Source organism: Pseudomonas sp. Leaf127 (assembly GCF_001423155.1).
In the GTDB taxonomy this organism is placed as follows: Bacteria; Pseudomonadota; Gammaproteobacteria; order Pseudomonadales; family Pseudomonadaceae; genus Aquipseudomonas; species Aquipseudomonas ovata.
This window is the reverse complement of the sequence record NZ_LMOA01000012.1, coordinates 457,068-472,865: the sequence shown is the minus strand read 5'-3', so window position 1 is coordinate 472,865 and position 15,798 is coordinate 457,068. Positions and strand designations below refer to the sequence as shown.

General features: G+C 63.4%; 15 protein-coding genes. 3 read left to right on the top strand and 12 right to left on the bottom strand.

Annotation, left to right across the window (positions count from 1 at the left end):
• Positions 1-78: 78 nt before the first annotated feature.
• Genes ASF84_RS10020 through ASF84_RS09995 form a run of 6 tightly spaced genes read right to left on the bottom strand, consistent with a single transcriptional unit; the run spans position 79 to position 6,015 of the window.
• Complete coding sequence (locus tag ASF84_RS10020; protein WP_056837742.1) at positions 79-1,446, bottom strand: flavin-containing monooxygenase; 1,368 nt, start codon at positions 1,444-1,446, stop codon at positions 79-81.
• Positions 1,447-1,475: 29 nt separating this feature from the next.
• Positions 1,476-2,336 (bottom strand): formyltetrahydrofolate deformylase, encoded by an 861-nt coding sequence (purU, locus tag ASF84_RS10015; protein ID WP_056837740.1) that lies wholly within the window; start codon positions 2,334-2,336, stop codon positions 1,476-1,478.
• A 39-nt stretch (positions 2,337-2,375) separates the two neighbouring features.
• Positions 2,376-3,506, bottom strand: a complete 1,131-nt coding sequence (locus ASF84_RS10010; RefSeq protein ID WP_056837738.1) for an aminomethyltransferase family protein — start codon at positions 3,504-3,506, stop codon at positions 2,376-2,378.
• Between the two features lie 28 nt (positions 3,507-3,534).
• On the bottom strand, positions 3,535-4,548 hold the full coding sequence (locus ASF84_RS10005; protein ID WP_056837737.1) for a heme-dependent oxidative N-demethylase family protein: 1,014 nt from the start codon (positions 4,546-4,548) through the stop codon (positions 3,535-3,537).
• A gap of 16 nt (positions 4,549-4,564) precedes the next feature.
• A complete protein-coding gene (locus tag ASF84_RS10000; protein WP_056837736.1) occupies positions 4,565-5,494 on the bottom strand; it encodes a PDR/VanB family oxidoreductase in 930 nt (309 codons plus the stop codon).
• Complete coding sequence (locus ASF84_RS09995; RefSeq protein WP_056837733.1) at positions 5,491-6,015, bottom strand: dimethylamine monooxygenase subunit DmmA family protein; 525 nt, start codon at positions 6,013-6,015, stop codon at positions 5,491-5,493. Before ASF84_RS09995 ends, ASF84_RS10000 begins: the two co-directional genes overlap by 4 nt.
• 183 nt (positions 6,016-6,198) lie before the next feature.
• Between ASF84_RS09995 and ASF84_RS09990 the strand changes: the two genes are divergently transcribed.
• Positions 6,199-6,822, top strand: coding sequence for a LuxR C-terminal-related transcriptional regulator (locus ASF84_RS09990; protein WP_056837731.1), 624 nt, complete (start codon positions 6,199-6,201; stop codon positions 6,820-6,822).
• 427 nt (positions 6,823-7,249) lie between these two features.
• On the opposite strand, the gene ggt is transcribed toward ASF84_RS09990, so the two are convergent.
• From ggt to ASF84_RS09970, 4 genes are all read right to left on the bottom strand, one after another.
• Positions 7,250-8,977: a gamma-glutamyltransferase gene (gene ggt, locus ASF84_RS09985; RefSeq protein WP_056837729.1), complete on the bottom strand. Its 1,728-nt coding sequence runs from the start codon at positions 8,975-8,977 to the stop codon at positions 7,250-7,252.
• 91 nt (positions 8,978-9,068) lie between these two features.
• Positions 9,069-10,361, bottom strand: a complete 1,293-nt coding sequence (locus ASF84_RS09980; protein ID WP_056837727.1) for an MFS transporter — start codon at positions 10,359-10,361, stop codon at positions 9,069-9,071.
• A gap of 152 nt (positions 10,362-10,513) precedes the next feature.
• Complete coding sequence (locus ASF84_RS09975) at positions 10,514-11,062, bottom strand: cytochrome b (RefSeq protein WP_056837725.1); 549 nt, start codon at positions 11,060-11,062, stop codon at positions 10,514-10,516.
• The gene (locus tag ASF84_RS09970) at positions 11,059-12,129 is read right to left on the bottom strand and encodes a catalase family peroxidase (protein ID WP_056837723.1); all 1,071 of its coding nucleotides are present in this window, start codon (positions 12,127-12,129) and stop codon (positions 11,059-11,061) included. Before ASF84_RS09970 ends, ASF84_RS09975 begins: the two co-directional genes overlap by 4 nt.
• Before the next feature lie 242 nt (positions 12,130-12,371).
• On the opposite strand from ASF84_RS09970, the gene ASF84_RS09965 reads away from it, so the two are divergent.
• Positions 12,372-13,052, top strand: coding sequence for a type 1 glutamine amidotransferase domain-containing protein (locus tag ASF84_RS09965; RefSeq protein WP_056837721.1), 681 nt, complete (start codon positions 12,372-12,374; stop codon positions 13,050-13,052).
• A 173-nt stretch (positions 13,053-13,225) separates the two neighbouring features.
• Here the strand turns inward: ASF84_RS09965 and ASF84_RS09960 are convergent, their stop codons facing one another.
• Positions 13,226-14,266 (bottom strand): zinc-dependent alcohol dehydrogenase family protein, encoded by a 1,041-nt coding sequence (locus ASF84_RS09960; protein WP_056837719.1) that lies wholly within the window; start codon positions 14,264-14,266, stop codon positions 13,226-13,228.
• A 146-nt stretch (positions 14,267-14,412) separates the two neighbouring features.
• Here ASF84_RS09960 and ASF84_RS09955 point away from each other — a divergent pair, with 146 nt between their 5' ends.
• A complete protein-coding gene (locus ASF84_RS09955) occupies positions 14,413-14,898 on the top strand; it encodes an Lrp/AsnC family transcriptional regulator (protein WP_056837717.1) in 486 nt (161 codons plus the stop codon).
• Positions 14,899-14,940: 42 nt separating this feature from the next.
• On the opposite strand, the gene ASF84_RS30205 is transcribed toward ASF84_RS09955, so the two are convergent.
• On the bottom strand, positions 14,941-15,540 hold the full coding sequence (locus ASF84_RS30205; protein ID WP_421958016.1) for a methyl-accepting chemotaxis protein: 600 nt from the start codon (positions 15,538-15,540) through the stop codon (positions 14,941-14,943).
• Positions 15,541-15,798: the final 258 nt, after the last annotated feature.

Genomic DNA, 15,798 nt, shown 5'->3' with positions numbered 1-15,798 from the left:
TAAAAACGACACCTCTGTTGCATCCGGGCTGCAGCCATCGCGGGCAACCCCCCTCCCACACGGGGTGTCGATACGGTGCTACGCGGACCTGAGGCGGTCGAAACCGTCGTCGCCCAGGTAGGCGGCCAGCGAGTCGTCCAGGGCATCGAGCCATGGGGTGTGGTGCACGGTGGCCAGGGTGCCGGTGATCAGCGAGCGGTAGCAGTGGTTGCGATAGCCCATGATGTCCTCGTACTTGTCCTTCTTCCATTGCAGGAAGGTCTGGTTTACCTGGGCGATGTCGAAGCTGGGGTAGTCGGTGGCGTCGATCAGCTGGCGGATGTACTCGCCCTGGAACTCGAACATCTGCTGCGCGGTTTCCAGGGTTTCTTCTTCCTGGCGCCAGGCCAGGTTCTCGGCGCGCCGGCGTCCGGCATCCGGTAGATCAATGCGCCCCAGGATCACGTCGCGGGCGTACCAGGCCTGGGCATCGAACATATTGAAGCTGTACCACTGATCCTGCATGCCCAGGTAGATCAGCCGCGGGTTGGCTTCCCAGAACACGCCTTTGTACAGGTTCAGCGGCCACAAGCGGTTGCCGGTCTTGAGCCGCAGGGCTTCGGGCAGGAATGGAAAATGATGCTTGTAGCCGGTGCACAGGATCACCGCGTCGACCGGCTTGCTGGTGCCATCGATGAAGAACGCCCGATTGCCCTGCACGTGGGTGAGCAGCGGCTTTTCTTCCCAGTTGGCCGGCCATTTGTAGCCCATCGGGGCGCTGCGGTAGCAACTGGTGATCGAGCGTGCGCCGTACTTGTAGCACTGCGAACCGATGTCTTCGGCCGAGTAGCTGCTGCCGACGATCAGCACGTCCTTGTCCTTGAATTCCAGGGCATCGCGAAAATCGTGGGCGTGCAGCACCCGCCCGGCAAAGGTCTCGAAACCCGGAAAGTGCGGCACCTGGGGCGTGGAAAAATGCCCGCTGGCCACCACCACATAGTCGAAGACTTCGCTGTAGGTCAGGTCCTTGCCGTGATCATGGACAGTGACCGTGAACTGCGCCTGCGCTTCATCGAAGGTCACGTCGCGCACCACGGTGTTGAAGCGGATGTGGTCGCGCACCCCGGCCTTCTCGACCCGGCCCTTGATGTAGTCCCAGAGCACCTCGCGCGGTGGATACGAACCAATCGGCCGGCCGAAGTGCTCGTCGAAACTGTAGTCGGCGAACTCCAGGCACTCCTTGGGGCCGTTGGACCACAGGTAACGGTACATGCTGCCGTGCACCGGCTCGCCGTGCTCGTCAAGGCCCGTGCGCCAGGTGTAGTTCCACATGCCGCCCCAGTCGGCCTGCTTCTCGAAGCACACCAACTCGGGAATCGGGGTGCCGGCCGCGCCCGCCGATTGAAAAGCCCGTAGCTGCGCCAGGCCACAAGGGCCGGCGCCAATGATGGCCACACGTGTGCTCATGTTCGATTCTCCGCAGTCAGAAAGGAAGCTCATCGAAAGATCACCGTCTTGTCGTGATTGATGAACACGCGGTGCTCCAGGTGGTACTTGAGCGCCCGCGACAGCGCCACGGTCTCGGTGTCGCGACCGATGGCGACCAGGTCGTCCGGGCTGTGGTCATGCTCGACCCGCTGCACCTGCTGCTCGATGATCGGGCCTTCGTCCAGGTCGCCGGTAACGTAATGGGCGGTGGCGCCGATCAGCTTCACACCACGCTCGTACGCCTGGTGATAAGGCCGCGCGCCCTTGAAACCGGGCAGGAACGAGTGATGGATATTGATCGCCCGGCCGGCCAGCTTCTGGCACAGGTCGTCGGAGAGAATCTGCATGTAGCGCGCCAGCACCACCAGGTCCGTGCCGGTCTGCTCGACGATGCTCATCAGTTCGGCTTCCTGTTGCGCCTTGGTGTCCCGGGTCACCGGCAGGTAGACGAAGCGGATGCCTTCGCGCTCGGCCATTGGACGCAGGTCCAGGTGATTGGAGACGATGGCGGTGATGTGCATGTTCAGCTCGCCCTTGTGATGGCGATACAACAGGTCGGCCAGGCAATGGTCGAACTTGCTGACCATCAACAACACGCGCAGCGGCTGGTCACCGGCGTGCAGCGCCCAGCGCATGTCGAAGGGCACCGCGATGTCTTCGAAGCCCTGGCGCAGCGCCTGCATATCGTCGGCGGCGCCGGCATTGAAGCGAAACACCGCGCGCATGAAAAAGCGCCCGGTGTGCTCGTCGTCGAACTGCGCCAGCTCGCTCAGGTAACAATCACGCCCGGCCAGGTAGGTGGTCACGGCGCTGACAATGCCCGAGGTGGCCGGGCAACTGACGTTGAGGATGTAATGCGGGGTGGTCATGGCATGGGCTCTCTTGTGGCACTCAGGTCTTGAAGCCGCTCAGCCCTTGGCCGTGCGCTTTTTCTTCTCGGGATCATCAAAAGGCAGGCGGTGGCTGATGGCGCGGGTGTGCAGGCTGCCGCGCACTTCGAGGGCCACGCCCTGCTCGGCCAGCGACGGCTCGACCCGGGCAATGGCCATGGACTGGCCGGTCAGGCGCGAGAACATGGCGCAGGTGATCAGCCCGACCTGGCGACCTTCGAACCACAGGCTGTCGCCTGCCTGGGCCGCCACTTCACCGTCGAGCAGCACGCCAAAGATCTTGAAGCGCTCGCGGCCCTGATGCCGGTAATGCTCCTCGCTGCCGCGGAACCCCTGCTTGCCGGGCGACACGGTGAAATCCAGGCCCAGCTCCCAGAGGCTGTCGCCGGCTTTCTGGTCGGCGAAGGGGTACATCTGCGAATTGTCGTACGGGAAGAACAGCAAGGCACTTTCGACGCGCAGCCAGTCCAGCGCGGTGAAGGCACACGGGATGATCCCCAGGTCCCGGCCTTTTTCCAGAATGCCGTCCCAGATCAAGGGCGCGTCGGCGGCCTTGCAGAAGATCTCGTAGCCGCGCTCGCCGGTGTAGCCGGTGCGCGAGATCATCACCGGGCGGTCGAACAGCCGGGTCTGCAGGTGGTGGAAATAAGGCAGGTCGCGAATGCCAGGCACATGCTCGGCGAGAAAATCCACCGCCCGCGGCCCTTGCAGCGACAGGTCATGCAGGTCGTCGTCGAACAGCACCGCCACCTGCCGGCCTTGCGCCGAGCGCACCAGCAGTTCATGGCCGCTGCCGGCGCCATGGACCACCATGAAGGCATTGGGGCCGGTGCGGTAGACAATGCAGTCGTCGGCAAAATGCCCGTCGTCGTCGAGCATGCAGGCGTACACCGATTTGCCGGGGTACAGCTTGGCGATGTCGCGGGTGGTGGCCTGCTGCAGCAGGCTTTCGGCATGCGGACCGACGTAATGGACTTTCTTGAGGCCCGAGACATCCATCAGCCCGGCGCGGGTGCGAATGGCCTCATGGTGATCGGCCAGGTCGCTGGCGTAGGTCCAGGCGGTGGGCATGCCGTTCCAGTCTTCCAGGTTCGAGCCCAGGGCCAGGTGGCGTTCGCGAAGCGCAGGGGTGCGCCATGAATGAGTCATGGGAAAAATCCTCTTGGGGAGTCGGCGTTCAAACAGGGTCGAAACGGCGCAACCAGTCGATCAGGGTCTGTCGGTAGCGGGTCATGCCCTTGTAGTCGGCGATGGCGTCGGGCAGGTCGCGGATCACCCGGTGCAGGCGCTGCGCCCAGGCCGGTCGGGTGGCCAGTTCGTCCAGGCTGATCAGGTAGGTGCGGATACCGAACATCAAGGCATTGGAGCGCGGCAGGCGCATCATCAGTTGCAACTCGACACGCAGGTGCACCAGGCGCCCGACGTTCTCGGCGGTGACCTTGCCCCGGTCGCTGCCCCATTCATGAAAGGTTTCCGGCGAGGAATCCAGGCGCGGGTTGAGGGTCAGGGTCCAGTTCAGCCGGCGCACCGGCTGGCCGACCTGCACGTTCAGCAGGTATTTCAGGGCCCGGTCGAAAATGCCCATCTGGTGTGCCATCGGCACCGGCGCATGCCACTGCTTGAAGCTCATGCCGGCATCGAAACGCAGTGACCAGTCGGCTGGACAGGTCACCATGCCGGCGTCCATGAACAGGTCGCCATCACGTTGGTCGAGCACGGCGAAATCGCCTTGTACCTGGCGGGTGATGTACTCCAGCGGCTCGCACGGCAGGGTCTGCGCATTGCCAAAGGTAAAGTGCTGGTCGATGCCCATGGCCAGGTTCTGCCAGTGCCAGGCCGTACCGTCGCGCTGCAGGCGAAAGTGCTGCGGGTAGTCGGTGGACAGGTGCTCCATCAGCACCTGCAGCAGGTCCCAGGCGGCCTGGGTCATGTGCGGCATGACCAGGCAGCGCCCCGGATCGCGGGCCAGCACCCGGGCCCGCTCGGCGGTCTCGGACAGGTAATGCTCGTCGATGTCGAAGCTGTGCTCGTAGATCGAGCCTGGGTCACGCGACAGCGCAGGCTCAATGTTCACCGAGTACATGTACTGGTCTTCAGGAAACGGAAACGGAAAGCGCGCGATGGCCTGCGGGCTGTTGCGAAAGCTGAAATCGTCGCAGTAGGTTTGCGGCGTCTTGAAGGCAAGGGTCATGGGCACATCTCCGCAATCAGATATCGAGCACCAGTGCGTCGCCGCAACTGCGCGACACACAGGGCATCAAGTGGGTGGCGCGTTCGCTGTCGCTCAGAAACAGGTCGCGGTGCTCGACCGCGCCTTGTACATAGGCGGTCTGGCACTGGCCGCAGACCCCGCCGCGGCACAGGTTGGGCACCTCGACGCCGGCGGCCTCCAGCGCTTCGAGCAGGCTGTCTTCGGCGCCGACCTTTACCTGCCGGCCGCTGCGCGCCAGGTGCACGGCAAAGGGCAACCCCGGCGCCGGCGCGGTGAAGGCTTCCCAGTGCACCCGGCCGGCCGGCCAGCCCAGCGCCTGGCTGTGTTCGCGCAGGGTGTCGATCAGGGTTTGCGGGCCGCAGGCATAGACATGCGTGCCCAAGGGGCGATTGCCCAGCACGGTGGCCAGGTCCAGGCGTCGGGTGGGGCTGGCGTAGACATGCAGGCGTGCGCCCAGTTGATCGCGCAGGGTGTCGAGGTAGGCATCACTGAAGCCTTGGCGGCAAGCGTAGTGCAGCTCGAACGCCTGGCCCTGGCGCAGCAGTTCGGCGCAATAGGCCATGAACGGCGTAATGCCGATGCCGACGGCAATCAGCAGGTGCAGGCGCGCCTGGCTGTGCAGGGCGAACAGGTTCGCGGGCGGTGAAATCTCTAGCCGGTCACCGACCTGCACCTGATCGTGGATGTAGTGCGAACCGCCGCGCGACTGTGGCTGACGCCGTACCGCAATGCGGTAATGACTCGGCTGGGCCGGATCGCTGAGCAGCGAGTAGGCGTTGCGCCGGCCATTGGGCAGGTGCACCTGCACATGGCTGCCGGCTGAAAAGGCCGGCAAGGCGCCGCTGACAGGCTCCAGCAGCAACTCGCGCACCACCGGCGTCAGCAGATGGGTTTCGGCCACCCGTACGGCAAGGGTCTGACTCATGGACGCACCTCCCCACAGGGCTGGTCGGCGTCGGCACAGACGCCGATATAAGCGCCCAGGCGCCGGGAGAAATGCGCCCGTACTTCAAGCACCACCGCGCACTGGCAGCAGGTGTGCCGGTCGGCCTCGGTGGCCGATTGCACATGCGCGCAGTGCACGCAAAACACCGACCGGGCAGTGGCCGTTTCCAGGTGCAGGGTGATTTCCTCACTCAGCAGTCCGGCATCGGCCGCCACCGTGCGCAAGGCCCAGAGAAACGCCTCGTCGCCCTGCACATGCAGGTGCGTACCCACATGGCTGTGGTGCAGGTGTGCGGCCAGGGCCTGCTGCAAGGTGACCAGGTCCCGGTGGCCGGGCAGGCTGAAGTGCGTCAGGCCGGTGGTGCAACCGGCCTGCAGGGTGGCGGCTAACGCGGCGCCCTGCCCTTGCGTCACCAGTACGCGCTGAAGGGGCCGCTGCTCGCCGGACGGCAGGTCGTAATACGGCAGGCTGGTATGGCGCGGCGCTGCAGTGTCGTTCATGTCGAGCCTCGTAATGGCGAGGGCGGGATTGCCCGGATATGTTTCTCCATGAGCAAGATAATTTCCTATCAGGCATTTACGCTCAATCCTCCAGACGAGCTACTCCCAAAGGCGTAGTGCGCAATACAGGGCATGGAATTTGCTGCGTCTGATGACTCATAAGACGGGAGGACACACGTGCACATGACCCGCCCCGCACCCTTGCCGCTGTCGGCGCTTGATTCGCTGACCGAACGAGAAAAACAGACCCTGGGTTTGATCACCGCCGGGCACAACAACAAGCAGATCGCCCGGGAACTGGGCATCAGTGATGCGACCGTGAAGATTTATGTGCGCAACCTGCTGCGCAAATTCGATCTGCATTCACGCCTGGAGCTGGCGTCATGGATGCATCGTCATGAAGCGCAGCAGCAGGACCATGAACCGATAACGCTCACCGAGCGGCCTGCCGCTGTCAGTGTCAGCGGGCTGGTCAACGATTTGCCGGCCCTGATCTACAAGGGCGACAACGTGCGCGCCTGGCGCATGCAGTACGTCAGCGAAGGCTGCCTGCACCTGACCGGCTACTCGGCCGAGCAACTGATGCGCGAGCACAGCTTTGGCTCGTTGATCCTGGAGGAATACGCCGATTACGTCTGGTACTGCGTGCAATGCGCACTGCTCAAGCATGAGCCGTTTCAGTTGCGGTACCGGATCTGCTGCGCCGACGGGCGCATCAAGGACGTCTGCGAGACGGGTGTGGGGCTGTATTCGAACAGTGGGGAGATCGTAGGCGTTGAAGGGGTGATCTTCGAGGTGGGCGCCTAGACCCGGGTTTTTGCGTCATGCCGCTGATCTGTGGGAGCGACCAGCGGTCGCGAATGCAGGCTGGCAGGCGCTGAACAGGTTGAATGCACCGGCCCTTTCGCGACCATCGGTCGCTCCTACGGAGGTTGCGTCGTGCCGCTGATCTGTGGGAGCGACCAACGGTCGCGAATGCAGGCTGGCAGGCACTGAACAGGTTGAATGTAACGGCCCTTTCGCGACCATCGGTCGCTCCTACGGAGGTTGCGTCGTGCCTCTCATGTGGGAGCGACCAGCGGTCGCGAATGCAGGCTGCCAGGCGCTGAACAGGTTGAATGCACCGGCCCTTTCGCGACCATCGGTCGCTCCTACGGAGGTTGCGTCGTGCCTCTCATGTGGGAGCGACCAGCGGTCGCGAATGCAGGCGCTCATTCGCCAGGCACGTACCGGCTCAATAGCCCAGCGACAACCCGGTGTTGCGCCGCGGATCGTTGGCGCCGTAGTACTTGTTGTCGCCCACCGGCTGGCCGTTCAGCGTCGGCGCGCCGACCAGAATGGCGGCCATGTGGTTGGGGTCTTGCGGCCCGCTGAACTTATGCCCCCAGCCTTCGAGGATCTTGCGGGTGTCGGGGCTGATGGCGAAGGTTTCCAGGTTGGTTTCTTCCGGCAGCCATTGCTGGTGGAACTTGGGCGCGTCCACGGCTTCCTGGATGTTCATGCCATAGTCGATGACATTGAGCATGGTCAACAAGGTGGCAGTGATGATCCGGCTGCCGCCAGGGGTGCCGACCACCATGACCGGCTTGCCATCCTTGGTGACGATGGTCGGGCTCATCGACGACAACGGCGTCTTGCCGGGCGCGATGGCGTTGGCCTCGCCCTGCACCAGGCCGTACATGTTGGGCACCCCGACCTTGACGGTGAAGTCGTCCATTTCGTCGTTGAGCAGTACGCCGGTGGTGCTGGCCATGACCCCGGCACCGAACCAGTCGTTGAGGGTGTAGGTCACCGACACCGCATTGCCCCACTTGTCGACGATTGAATAATGCGTGGTGTTGTTGCCTTCATGCGGCACGATGCCCGGTGCCAGGTCCTTGGACATGGCGGCTTTCTGCGGGTCGATGGCCTTGCGCAGCGTGTCCGCATAGCCCTTGTCGAGCAGGCGCTCGACCGGATTTTTCACGAAGTCCGGGTCACCCAGGTAACTGTTGCGGTCGACATAGGCGTGGCGCATGGCTTCGATCTGGTAGTGCATGCCCTGGGCCGAGCGGAAACCCAGTTCCTGCATCGGGTAGCCTTCGAGGATGTTAAGGATTTCGCAGATCACCACCCCGCCTGAACTGGGCGGCGGCGCGGACACCACATGGTAGCCGCGGTAGTCGCACTCGACCGGAGCCAGTTCACGGGTCTTGTAGCGGTCAAGGTCGGCCTGGGCAATGATGCCCTTGCCCGCCTTGCTGGAATTGACGATGGCCTCGGCCACCCAGCCCTTGTAGAAGCCGTCCTGGCCTTTGCTGGAAATTTCACGCAGGGTTTTGGCCAGGTCTTTCTGCACCAGTTTCTGGCCCACCTGCATCGGCTTGCCATCGGAGAGAAAGATGGAACCAGAGTCCTTTATGTCTTTCTTGAAGTCTTCGGTGGCGGTCCACAGCAGGTCGACGTCGCCCTGCTCCAGCACAAAGCCTTCTTCAGCCAGCTTGACGGCCGGCGCGATCAGTTCGCTGCGCGGCTTGCTGCCGTACTTTTCGCGGGCGTATTCCATGCCCGAGACGGTGCCCGGCACGCCCACCGCCAGATGGCCGCGCGAACTCAGGCCGGGGATCACGTTGCCGTCCTTGTCCAGGTACATGTTGGCCGTGGCCGCCAGAGGCGCCTTTTCGCGGAAGTCGAGAAAGGTTTTCTTGCCGTCGGCCATCTGCACGGTCATGAAGCCGCCGCCGCCCAGGTTGCCGGCTGCCGGGTAGACCACGGCCAGCGCGTAGCCCACCGCCACCGCCGCATCCACGGCATTGCCGCCGGCCTTGAGTACGTCCACCCCGACATGGCTGGCCAGGTGCTGGGCGGTCACCACCATGCCGTTCTCGGCGGCAACCGGGGCGGTGGAGGCGCCGTGGACGAAGGGCGCTTCGCCCAGCGCAAACGAGACAACGACAAGTGCGGTCAACTTCCTGTAGATCATGGACAACGTCATCCTTTGCAAAGGTCTGAGGGGTGTAGCACTGCCTGAGCATAGCGGCAAAATGCAAACAGCCCAGGCCTTTGGCTATCGGTCAGGCAGCCGACCCGGTGGACACCTCCTGTGATACGGACGTGTTGGCGGTTTCGGGCATCAGCAGCAGGTACAGCACAAAGCCCAGGCCGGCGATGCCGGCCAGCACCATGAAGGCGTGGGCGTAGCTGAAGTTGACGATGATCAGCCCTGCAATCGTGGCGCTGATGGCCGCACCCACGCCTTGCGCGGTGGCAATGGCGCCCTGGCTGACATTGAAGCGACCGGTGCCACGGGTCAGGTCGGCCACGATCACCGGAATCAGCGCGCCGTAGATGCCGGCGCCGACGCCGTCCAGGCATTGCACGGCCACCAGGTAGTACGGGTTATCGGAAAAGGTGTAGAGCACACCGCGCAGCGCCAGCACTGCAAAGGCCACCAGGAAGATCGGCTTGCGCCCGAAGCGGTCGGCGCTGCGGCCGGTCAGGATTGCCACCGGCACCATCACGCACTGGGCCGCCACGATACACAGCGCCACCAGTGAGGTGGCGCTGTCCTTGCCGACGATGTAGGTCAGTTGCTGGCCGATGGAGGTCAGCATGGCCGCGTTGGCCAGGTGAAAGATCGCCGCCAGCAGCGCCAGCAGCATCAGGTGCCGGTTCGACAGCAGCGCCTGCCAGGCCGAGACCGGCGCATGCGCATGCGGCGCGGCGTTGCTCTCCAGGCCCCGGGCCAGGTTGTCGTCGATTTCATGGGCCGGCACGCGCCACAGGGCGGCAATGGACGTCACCGCCATGATGCCCATGAGCCAGAACACCACCATGGGCCCGAAGGCATAGCCTAGCATCGCCGCCAGTGCCGCTGAAAACGCATTGCCGGCATGGTTGAAGCCTTCGTTGCGGCCAATGTGCCGGGTAAAGGCCGCCGGGCCGACGATGCCCAGGGTGATGGCCGCCAGTGCCGGGGCAAAGACCGCCGCTGCGATTTGCGCCAGCGATTGCGTGGCGGCAACCATATAGACGTTCGACACCAGTGGCAGCACCACGCAGCACAGGGTGACCACCAGCGCGGCGATGCCGATCATGGCGCGCTTGTTGGGGGTTCGGTCGATCAGCGCGCCCATTGGTGTTTGCGCCAGCAGGCCGGCAAAACCGGCCAGGGTCATGACAAAGCCGACCGTGGCCTCGTTCCAGCCCTCACCGGGGCCGCGCACCGCAATCAGGTAGATGGCCAGGTACGGCCCCAGGCCGTCACGTACATCGGCCAGGGTGAAATTGAGCGCGTCCAGGCCGCGACGGGTACGGCGCGAAGGACCGCCGCGTGAAGCGGCGCCAGAGGATGGGGTGGCTGACATGGCAAGCTTCCGCACGAAGGAAATGAAAGCCCCCTGCGCAACGCCGCCGTGCACCGCCGGCCGGGGTTACGGTTATGACCCAAGCGAAACGGCACAGTGCCAGTAGCCCTGTAAAGAAATCGCGGCCCTGTCGCGTGAACGGTGAATGGCGATCAGCGCTTGCGCCAGGTCATCTGCGAAAACACCCCGTCGCGCAACACCCAGGCATGCAGCAGCGCGGCCGACAAGTGCGCCAGCACCGTGGCGAACAGGGTCCAGGCCAGCCAGCCGTGGGCATCGCGCAACCAGGCATAGGCCTGCGGGCTGGCCGGGACAATGGCCGGCAGGCTCCAGCCGGTCACCACCGTGACCGGATAACCACCGGCCGACAGCAAAGCCCAGCCCAGCACGGGCAGCACCAGCATCAAGGCGTACAGCAGCCAGTGCGAGGCCTTGGCCACGAAGGCCTGCCAGCCCGGCACACTGGCTGGCAACGGCGGCGGTGTATGGGTCAGGCGATTGAGCAGGCGGACCAAGGCCAGCAGCAGGATGGCCAGGCCCAGCGGGCGATGCAGGTCGATCAGAAACAGGCGGTGATGCACCGAGCTGACCATGCCCACGCCGATAAACAACATGGCCAGGATCATCAAGGCCATCAGCCAGTGCAGCAGTCGCGCCAGGGTGTTGAAGTGCCGTGGCGCTGGAGGGTTGGATGGCTTCATGGAACGCTCCTGGGTTCGACCGGACGGCCAACGGCCTCGGTGGCCTGGCCATAACCGATTTCCCGCTCACGCTGGTTGAACGAGCGTGAATAGGCGGCTGACCGGGCACTGAGAATCGGATCGTTTGACACCTCGACGCCGGCCGGCAGGATCGTGGGGTCGAAATTGACGTCGCGGCAGGCGCCGGTGGCCTGGTCGGAGACGGCCGTGACTTCAACCGTACCGGCCACCACATGCTGGCGATCCTCTGGCCAGGGCTGGGACGGGTCGTCAACCGGATCGCCCGGCTGCGCCACTTGCAGCACAAAGTCCCAGTACAAAGGCGTATTGGCCAGTTTGTCTTTCAGGTCCTGGAACAGGTAGTCGGGGCCGGCCTGGGGGTCACGTTCTTTAAAACTGTCGTGGGCGCGCAAGGACCAGCGCACAGGCACGCGGTTGCCGTGTTCGGATGTCAGGTAAAAGGCATTGATGCCGTTGAAGTTCACCCCGGCATAGCTGCCAGGTGCTGGTGCCTGTCGGGCCCGTTCAAGGAATTTCTTCGCTTCGGGGTACTGGGTCAGAAACTGCGCCAGACGCTCAGGGTCCGGCTTGCCGGTGGCCGGATCCGGCGCGGTGGCCTTTTGCAGGGCCAGGAAACCTTCGGCGTCATGGGTGGCAAAGAACGGCTGATTGTTCATCGCCATGCGCCACTGCTGTTGGTCGTCGGTGGTCATCAGCAGCGCCATGCTGATGACCTTGCTCGAGTCATCGGTGGCAAACGGGTTGCCCGAACCGACCGAAAAGCGCCCCACCACCGGCACCTCGGCCTGGGAAAAGGCCCGGGCCCTGGACAGCGCCCGGCCCGCCTCGGTCGGGCGGAAGGTGGCCGCATAGCACAGCCCCTTACCGTGCGCGCGGCGAAAGCCTGGCGGGAAGGTCGGCGAGGCATTGACGAAGGCCTTGGCGGTGACCCGGTCGCCGACCCAGCCGGCGCTCCAGGCAAAGGCCAGCAGCAGCGATCCGGCAATGGCGCCGATCACAGGCACCGGCCACCACTTGCGGATGAAGGTATTACGAGTGTCGGGCATAAGATAAACGCTTCCTGATGATGAAGGCCGTGATGCCCGCGGCAGGCTGTGGCGCGACGGGTAAAGATCATCGGCAAGTCAAGGGAGTTCAATACTTCAGCGCAACTGAACCGCCGCTGTATCAGAAGCAAACATTTGTTGGGGAACTTGAGCCATCATGCGACTCAAACAGTCATAACGACATCGATGTGCCCGAGGCGCCAATCACCAAAGGCCCAACCCCCTGGAACGAGGCAAGAGACATGAAAGTATTGATGGTCCTGACATCCCACGACCAACTGGGCAATACCGGCAAGAAAACCGGCTTCTGGCTGGAAGAGTTTGCAGCGCCCTACTACGTCTTCAAGGATGCCGGTGCCGAGGTGGTCCTGGCCTCCCCTGCCGGTGGCCAGCCGCCGCTGGATCCCAAGAGCGACGAGCCCGATGCACAGACCGAAGCCACCGAGCGCTACAAGGCCGATGACGCGGCCCAGCAGGCCCTGGCTCATACGGTCAAGCTCGATACCGTCAAGGTCGAGGACTTTGACACCGTGTTCTATCCCGGCGGTCATGGGCCGTTGTGGGACCTGGCCGAATCGCAGACCTCAATCAACCTGATCGAAGCGTACTTGCGCACCGGTCGGCCGATCGGGTTTGTCTGCCATGCGCCAGGCGTGCTGCGCCATGTCAAGGCCGCCAATGGCGCGCTGCTGATCGAAGGCCGCCGGGTCACCGGCTTTACCAACAGCGAAGAAGAGGCTGTGGGCCTGACCGACGTGGTGCCGTTTCTGATCGAGACCGAATTTGAAAAAGCCGGGGCGCTGTACGAAAAAGGCCCGGACTGGGGCCCGTTCGTGGTCGAAGACGACCGCCTGATCACCGGCCAGAACCCCGCCAGCTCCGAAGGCGTGGCCAGGACACTGATCGAACTGGTTCGCGGCTGAATGGCTTGTAGGAGCGCGCTCTGCCCGCGACCGAGTGCGCAGCGCTCGCAAAATCTCGGAAACCCTGAAAACTTATAATTGTGAACGTTCAAGATGTATGAAACGCCGCAAATTTACGACTGCTAACGCAGCCGGTCGCGGGCAGAGCGCGCTCCTACACAGGGGCGCGCAGGTCAGAAAGTGGTTATCACTGTCACCCCGGCCGTTTCAAACCGGTCCATGTTCATCAGTGCATCGATCGATTGTTCCAGGCTGATGGTCTTGCCCACCAGTTTTTCAGGCGCCAGCTTGCCTGAGGTGATCATGTCCAGCATCGCGCCATAGCGATGCGCCTGCATCCCGTGACTGCCGACAATTTCCAGTTCGTGGGCAATGACCTTGCTCATCGGTACGATCGGGGTGCTGTGATCGGCGAGCATCAGCCCGACTTGCACATGCCGGCCACGACGCCTCAGGTTGCTGATGGAGTTGAAGCAAGTGGTCGGGTGCCCCAGCGCATCCAGAGACACATGTGCCCCGCCCTGGGTGATGTCCTGCACCGCCTCGACCACATTGGCGACCTGGCTGGCATTGACCGTCGCCACGGCCCCCAGTGAACGCGCCAGCTGCAGTTTGTCCTCGGCAATGTCGATGGCGATCACGTTTGCACCGACCGCCTGGGCAATCATCACCGCTGACAGGCCAACGCCACCACAGCCATGCACCGCCACCCACTGCCCCGCGCTGACCCGGCCCTGGTCGACCACGGCGCGAAACGAGGTGACAAACCGGCAGCCCAGGCTGGCCGCCGTGGCGTAATCCATGTGTTCCGGCAGCGCCACCAGATTCAGGTCGGCCTGGTGAATGCCCACATATTGCGCAAACGAGCCCCAATGGGTGAAGCCCGGCTGAAACTGGGTGTGGCAGACCTGTTGCTGGCCGCTGTTGCACTCAGGGCAAGCCCCGCACCCGCCCACGAACGGCACAGTGATGCGATCCCCGACCTTCCACTTGCGCACGTCCCTGCCAACAGCCGCGACCACGCCTGCCAGTTCATGGCCTGGCACGTGCGGCAACTGGATGTCCGGATCATGCCCCTTCCAGCCATGCCAGTCGCTGCGACACACACCCGTGCCCAGCACCTCGACGACAACGCCATGCGGCTCGGGCGCAGGATCCTCAACACTCATCAGCCTGGGGGGCCGGGAAAAGGCTTCGTACACAACTGCTTTCATGAAGTCACCTCTGTCTGGAAAACGCACGGACCGCGCTGTGAAAATTATGAATCAACGGCCTGAAATTACTTTTCAGATTGCAAGGAACGTCTTCGGCACTGTGAAATAAAGCTTCATAAAACCACCCTGAACTGAAGGATTCTTTCATGAGCATGGTCATGGACAAGCTGGACATCGCACTTTCGGAGTGCTTGCAGCGTGATGGCAGGCTGTCGAACGTGAAGCTCGCCGAGCAATTGTCACTCAGCGAGGCGTCCTGCTGGCGCCGGCAGAAGCGACTCGAGGACAGCGGTATCATCGAAGGCTACCAGGCGGTGTTGAACCGCAAGCAACTCGGGCTTGGGGTCATGGCGTTCGTGCAGATTTCCTGCCATGAACACGGCGAAGAGGCGACCGCGCATTTCGAGCGCATCATCGAGTCCGCCCCGCAGGTGCTCAGTTGCCACAACACCACAGGCGAGGCCGACTACTTGCTGCAAGTGGTCGCCAAGGATCTGGATGGCTACAGCCGGTTTGTCGAAAAGGTCCTGCGTAAGCTGCCGGGGGTTACCAGCATCCGCTCCAACCTTTCCCTGCGCGAGCTGAAAACCACCCACCGACTGCCGGTGGGCGAGTTGTTGGGGATGGGATGACAAAACCAGAGCAACCGGAAAATGACCGGTAGCAAGTCCCGCTCAGGTCTGAAAGCGCGACACCAGGGCACTGAGTATCTGTGCCTGCGAGGCCAGGTCCCGGCTGGCCTGGCGTGTCTGGCTGACGCCTTCGGATGCATCCTGAAAGCGTCCTTGAATCACCTGCAGGCTCTGATTGACATGGCTCATCATGCCGGCCTGTTCGCTTGCCGCACCGGAAATCACCTGGCTGCGCGCACTGATGGTTTCTATCGATTCACGGATGTCCTTGAGCGCCTGGTCGGCATGCCCGGCAAGACTCAAGGTGGCCGTAGCGCTCTGCGAACTGCGCTGCATGGACTGGACGGCACGGCCTGTCACCGCCTGGATACGTCCGATCAGCACTTCGATTTCCTGCGTAGAATCCTTGGTCCTGTGCGCCAGGGCCCTTACCTCATCGGCCACGACGGCAAAACCACGCCCGGCCTCGCCGGCGCGTGCAGCTTCGATGGCCGCATTGAGCGCCAGCAGGTTGGTCTGCTCGGCGACCGTGCGAATGACTTCGATGATCCGGGTAACCGAGGCAATGCTGGTGGCCAGCTCATGAATCTGCTGGTTGGTCAGTTCCACTTCGCTGGACAACGCCACGATGGCGTCGACCATTTTCTCGACCTGCTCACAGCCGGCCCGCACATTGAGATCCGAACGGTGCGAGGCTTCGGCAGTCCAGGCGGCGTTGCGGGCGACTTCGTCAATGGCCTGGCTGGCCACCTGCACAACCGAAACAGCGCCGGTCACTTCCTCGTCCTGCCGGTGCATGCTGCGGGTGGAGGACTCGGACACCGTGTCCAGCGCCTGCACCGAGGTCGCAATGCGCAGCGAAGCACCGGCGATCTCGTCCATCACGGCCCTGAGCGCCGT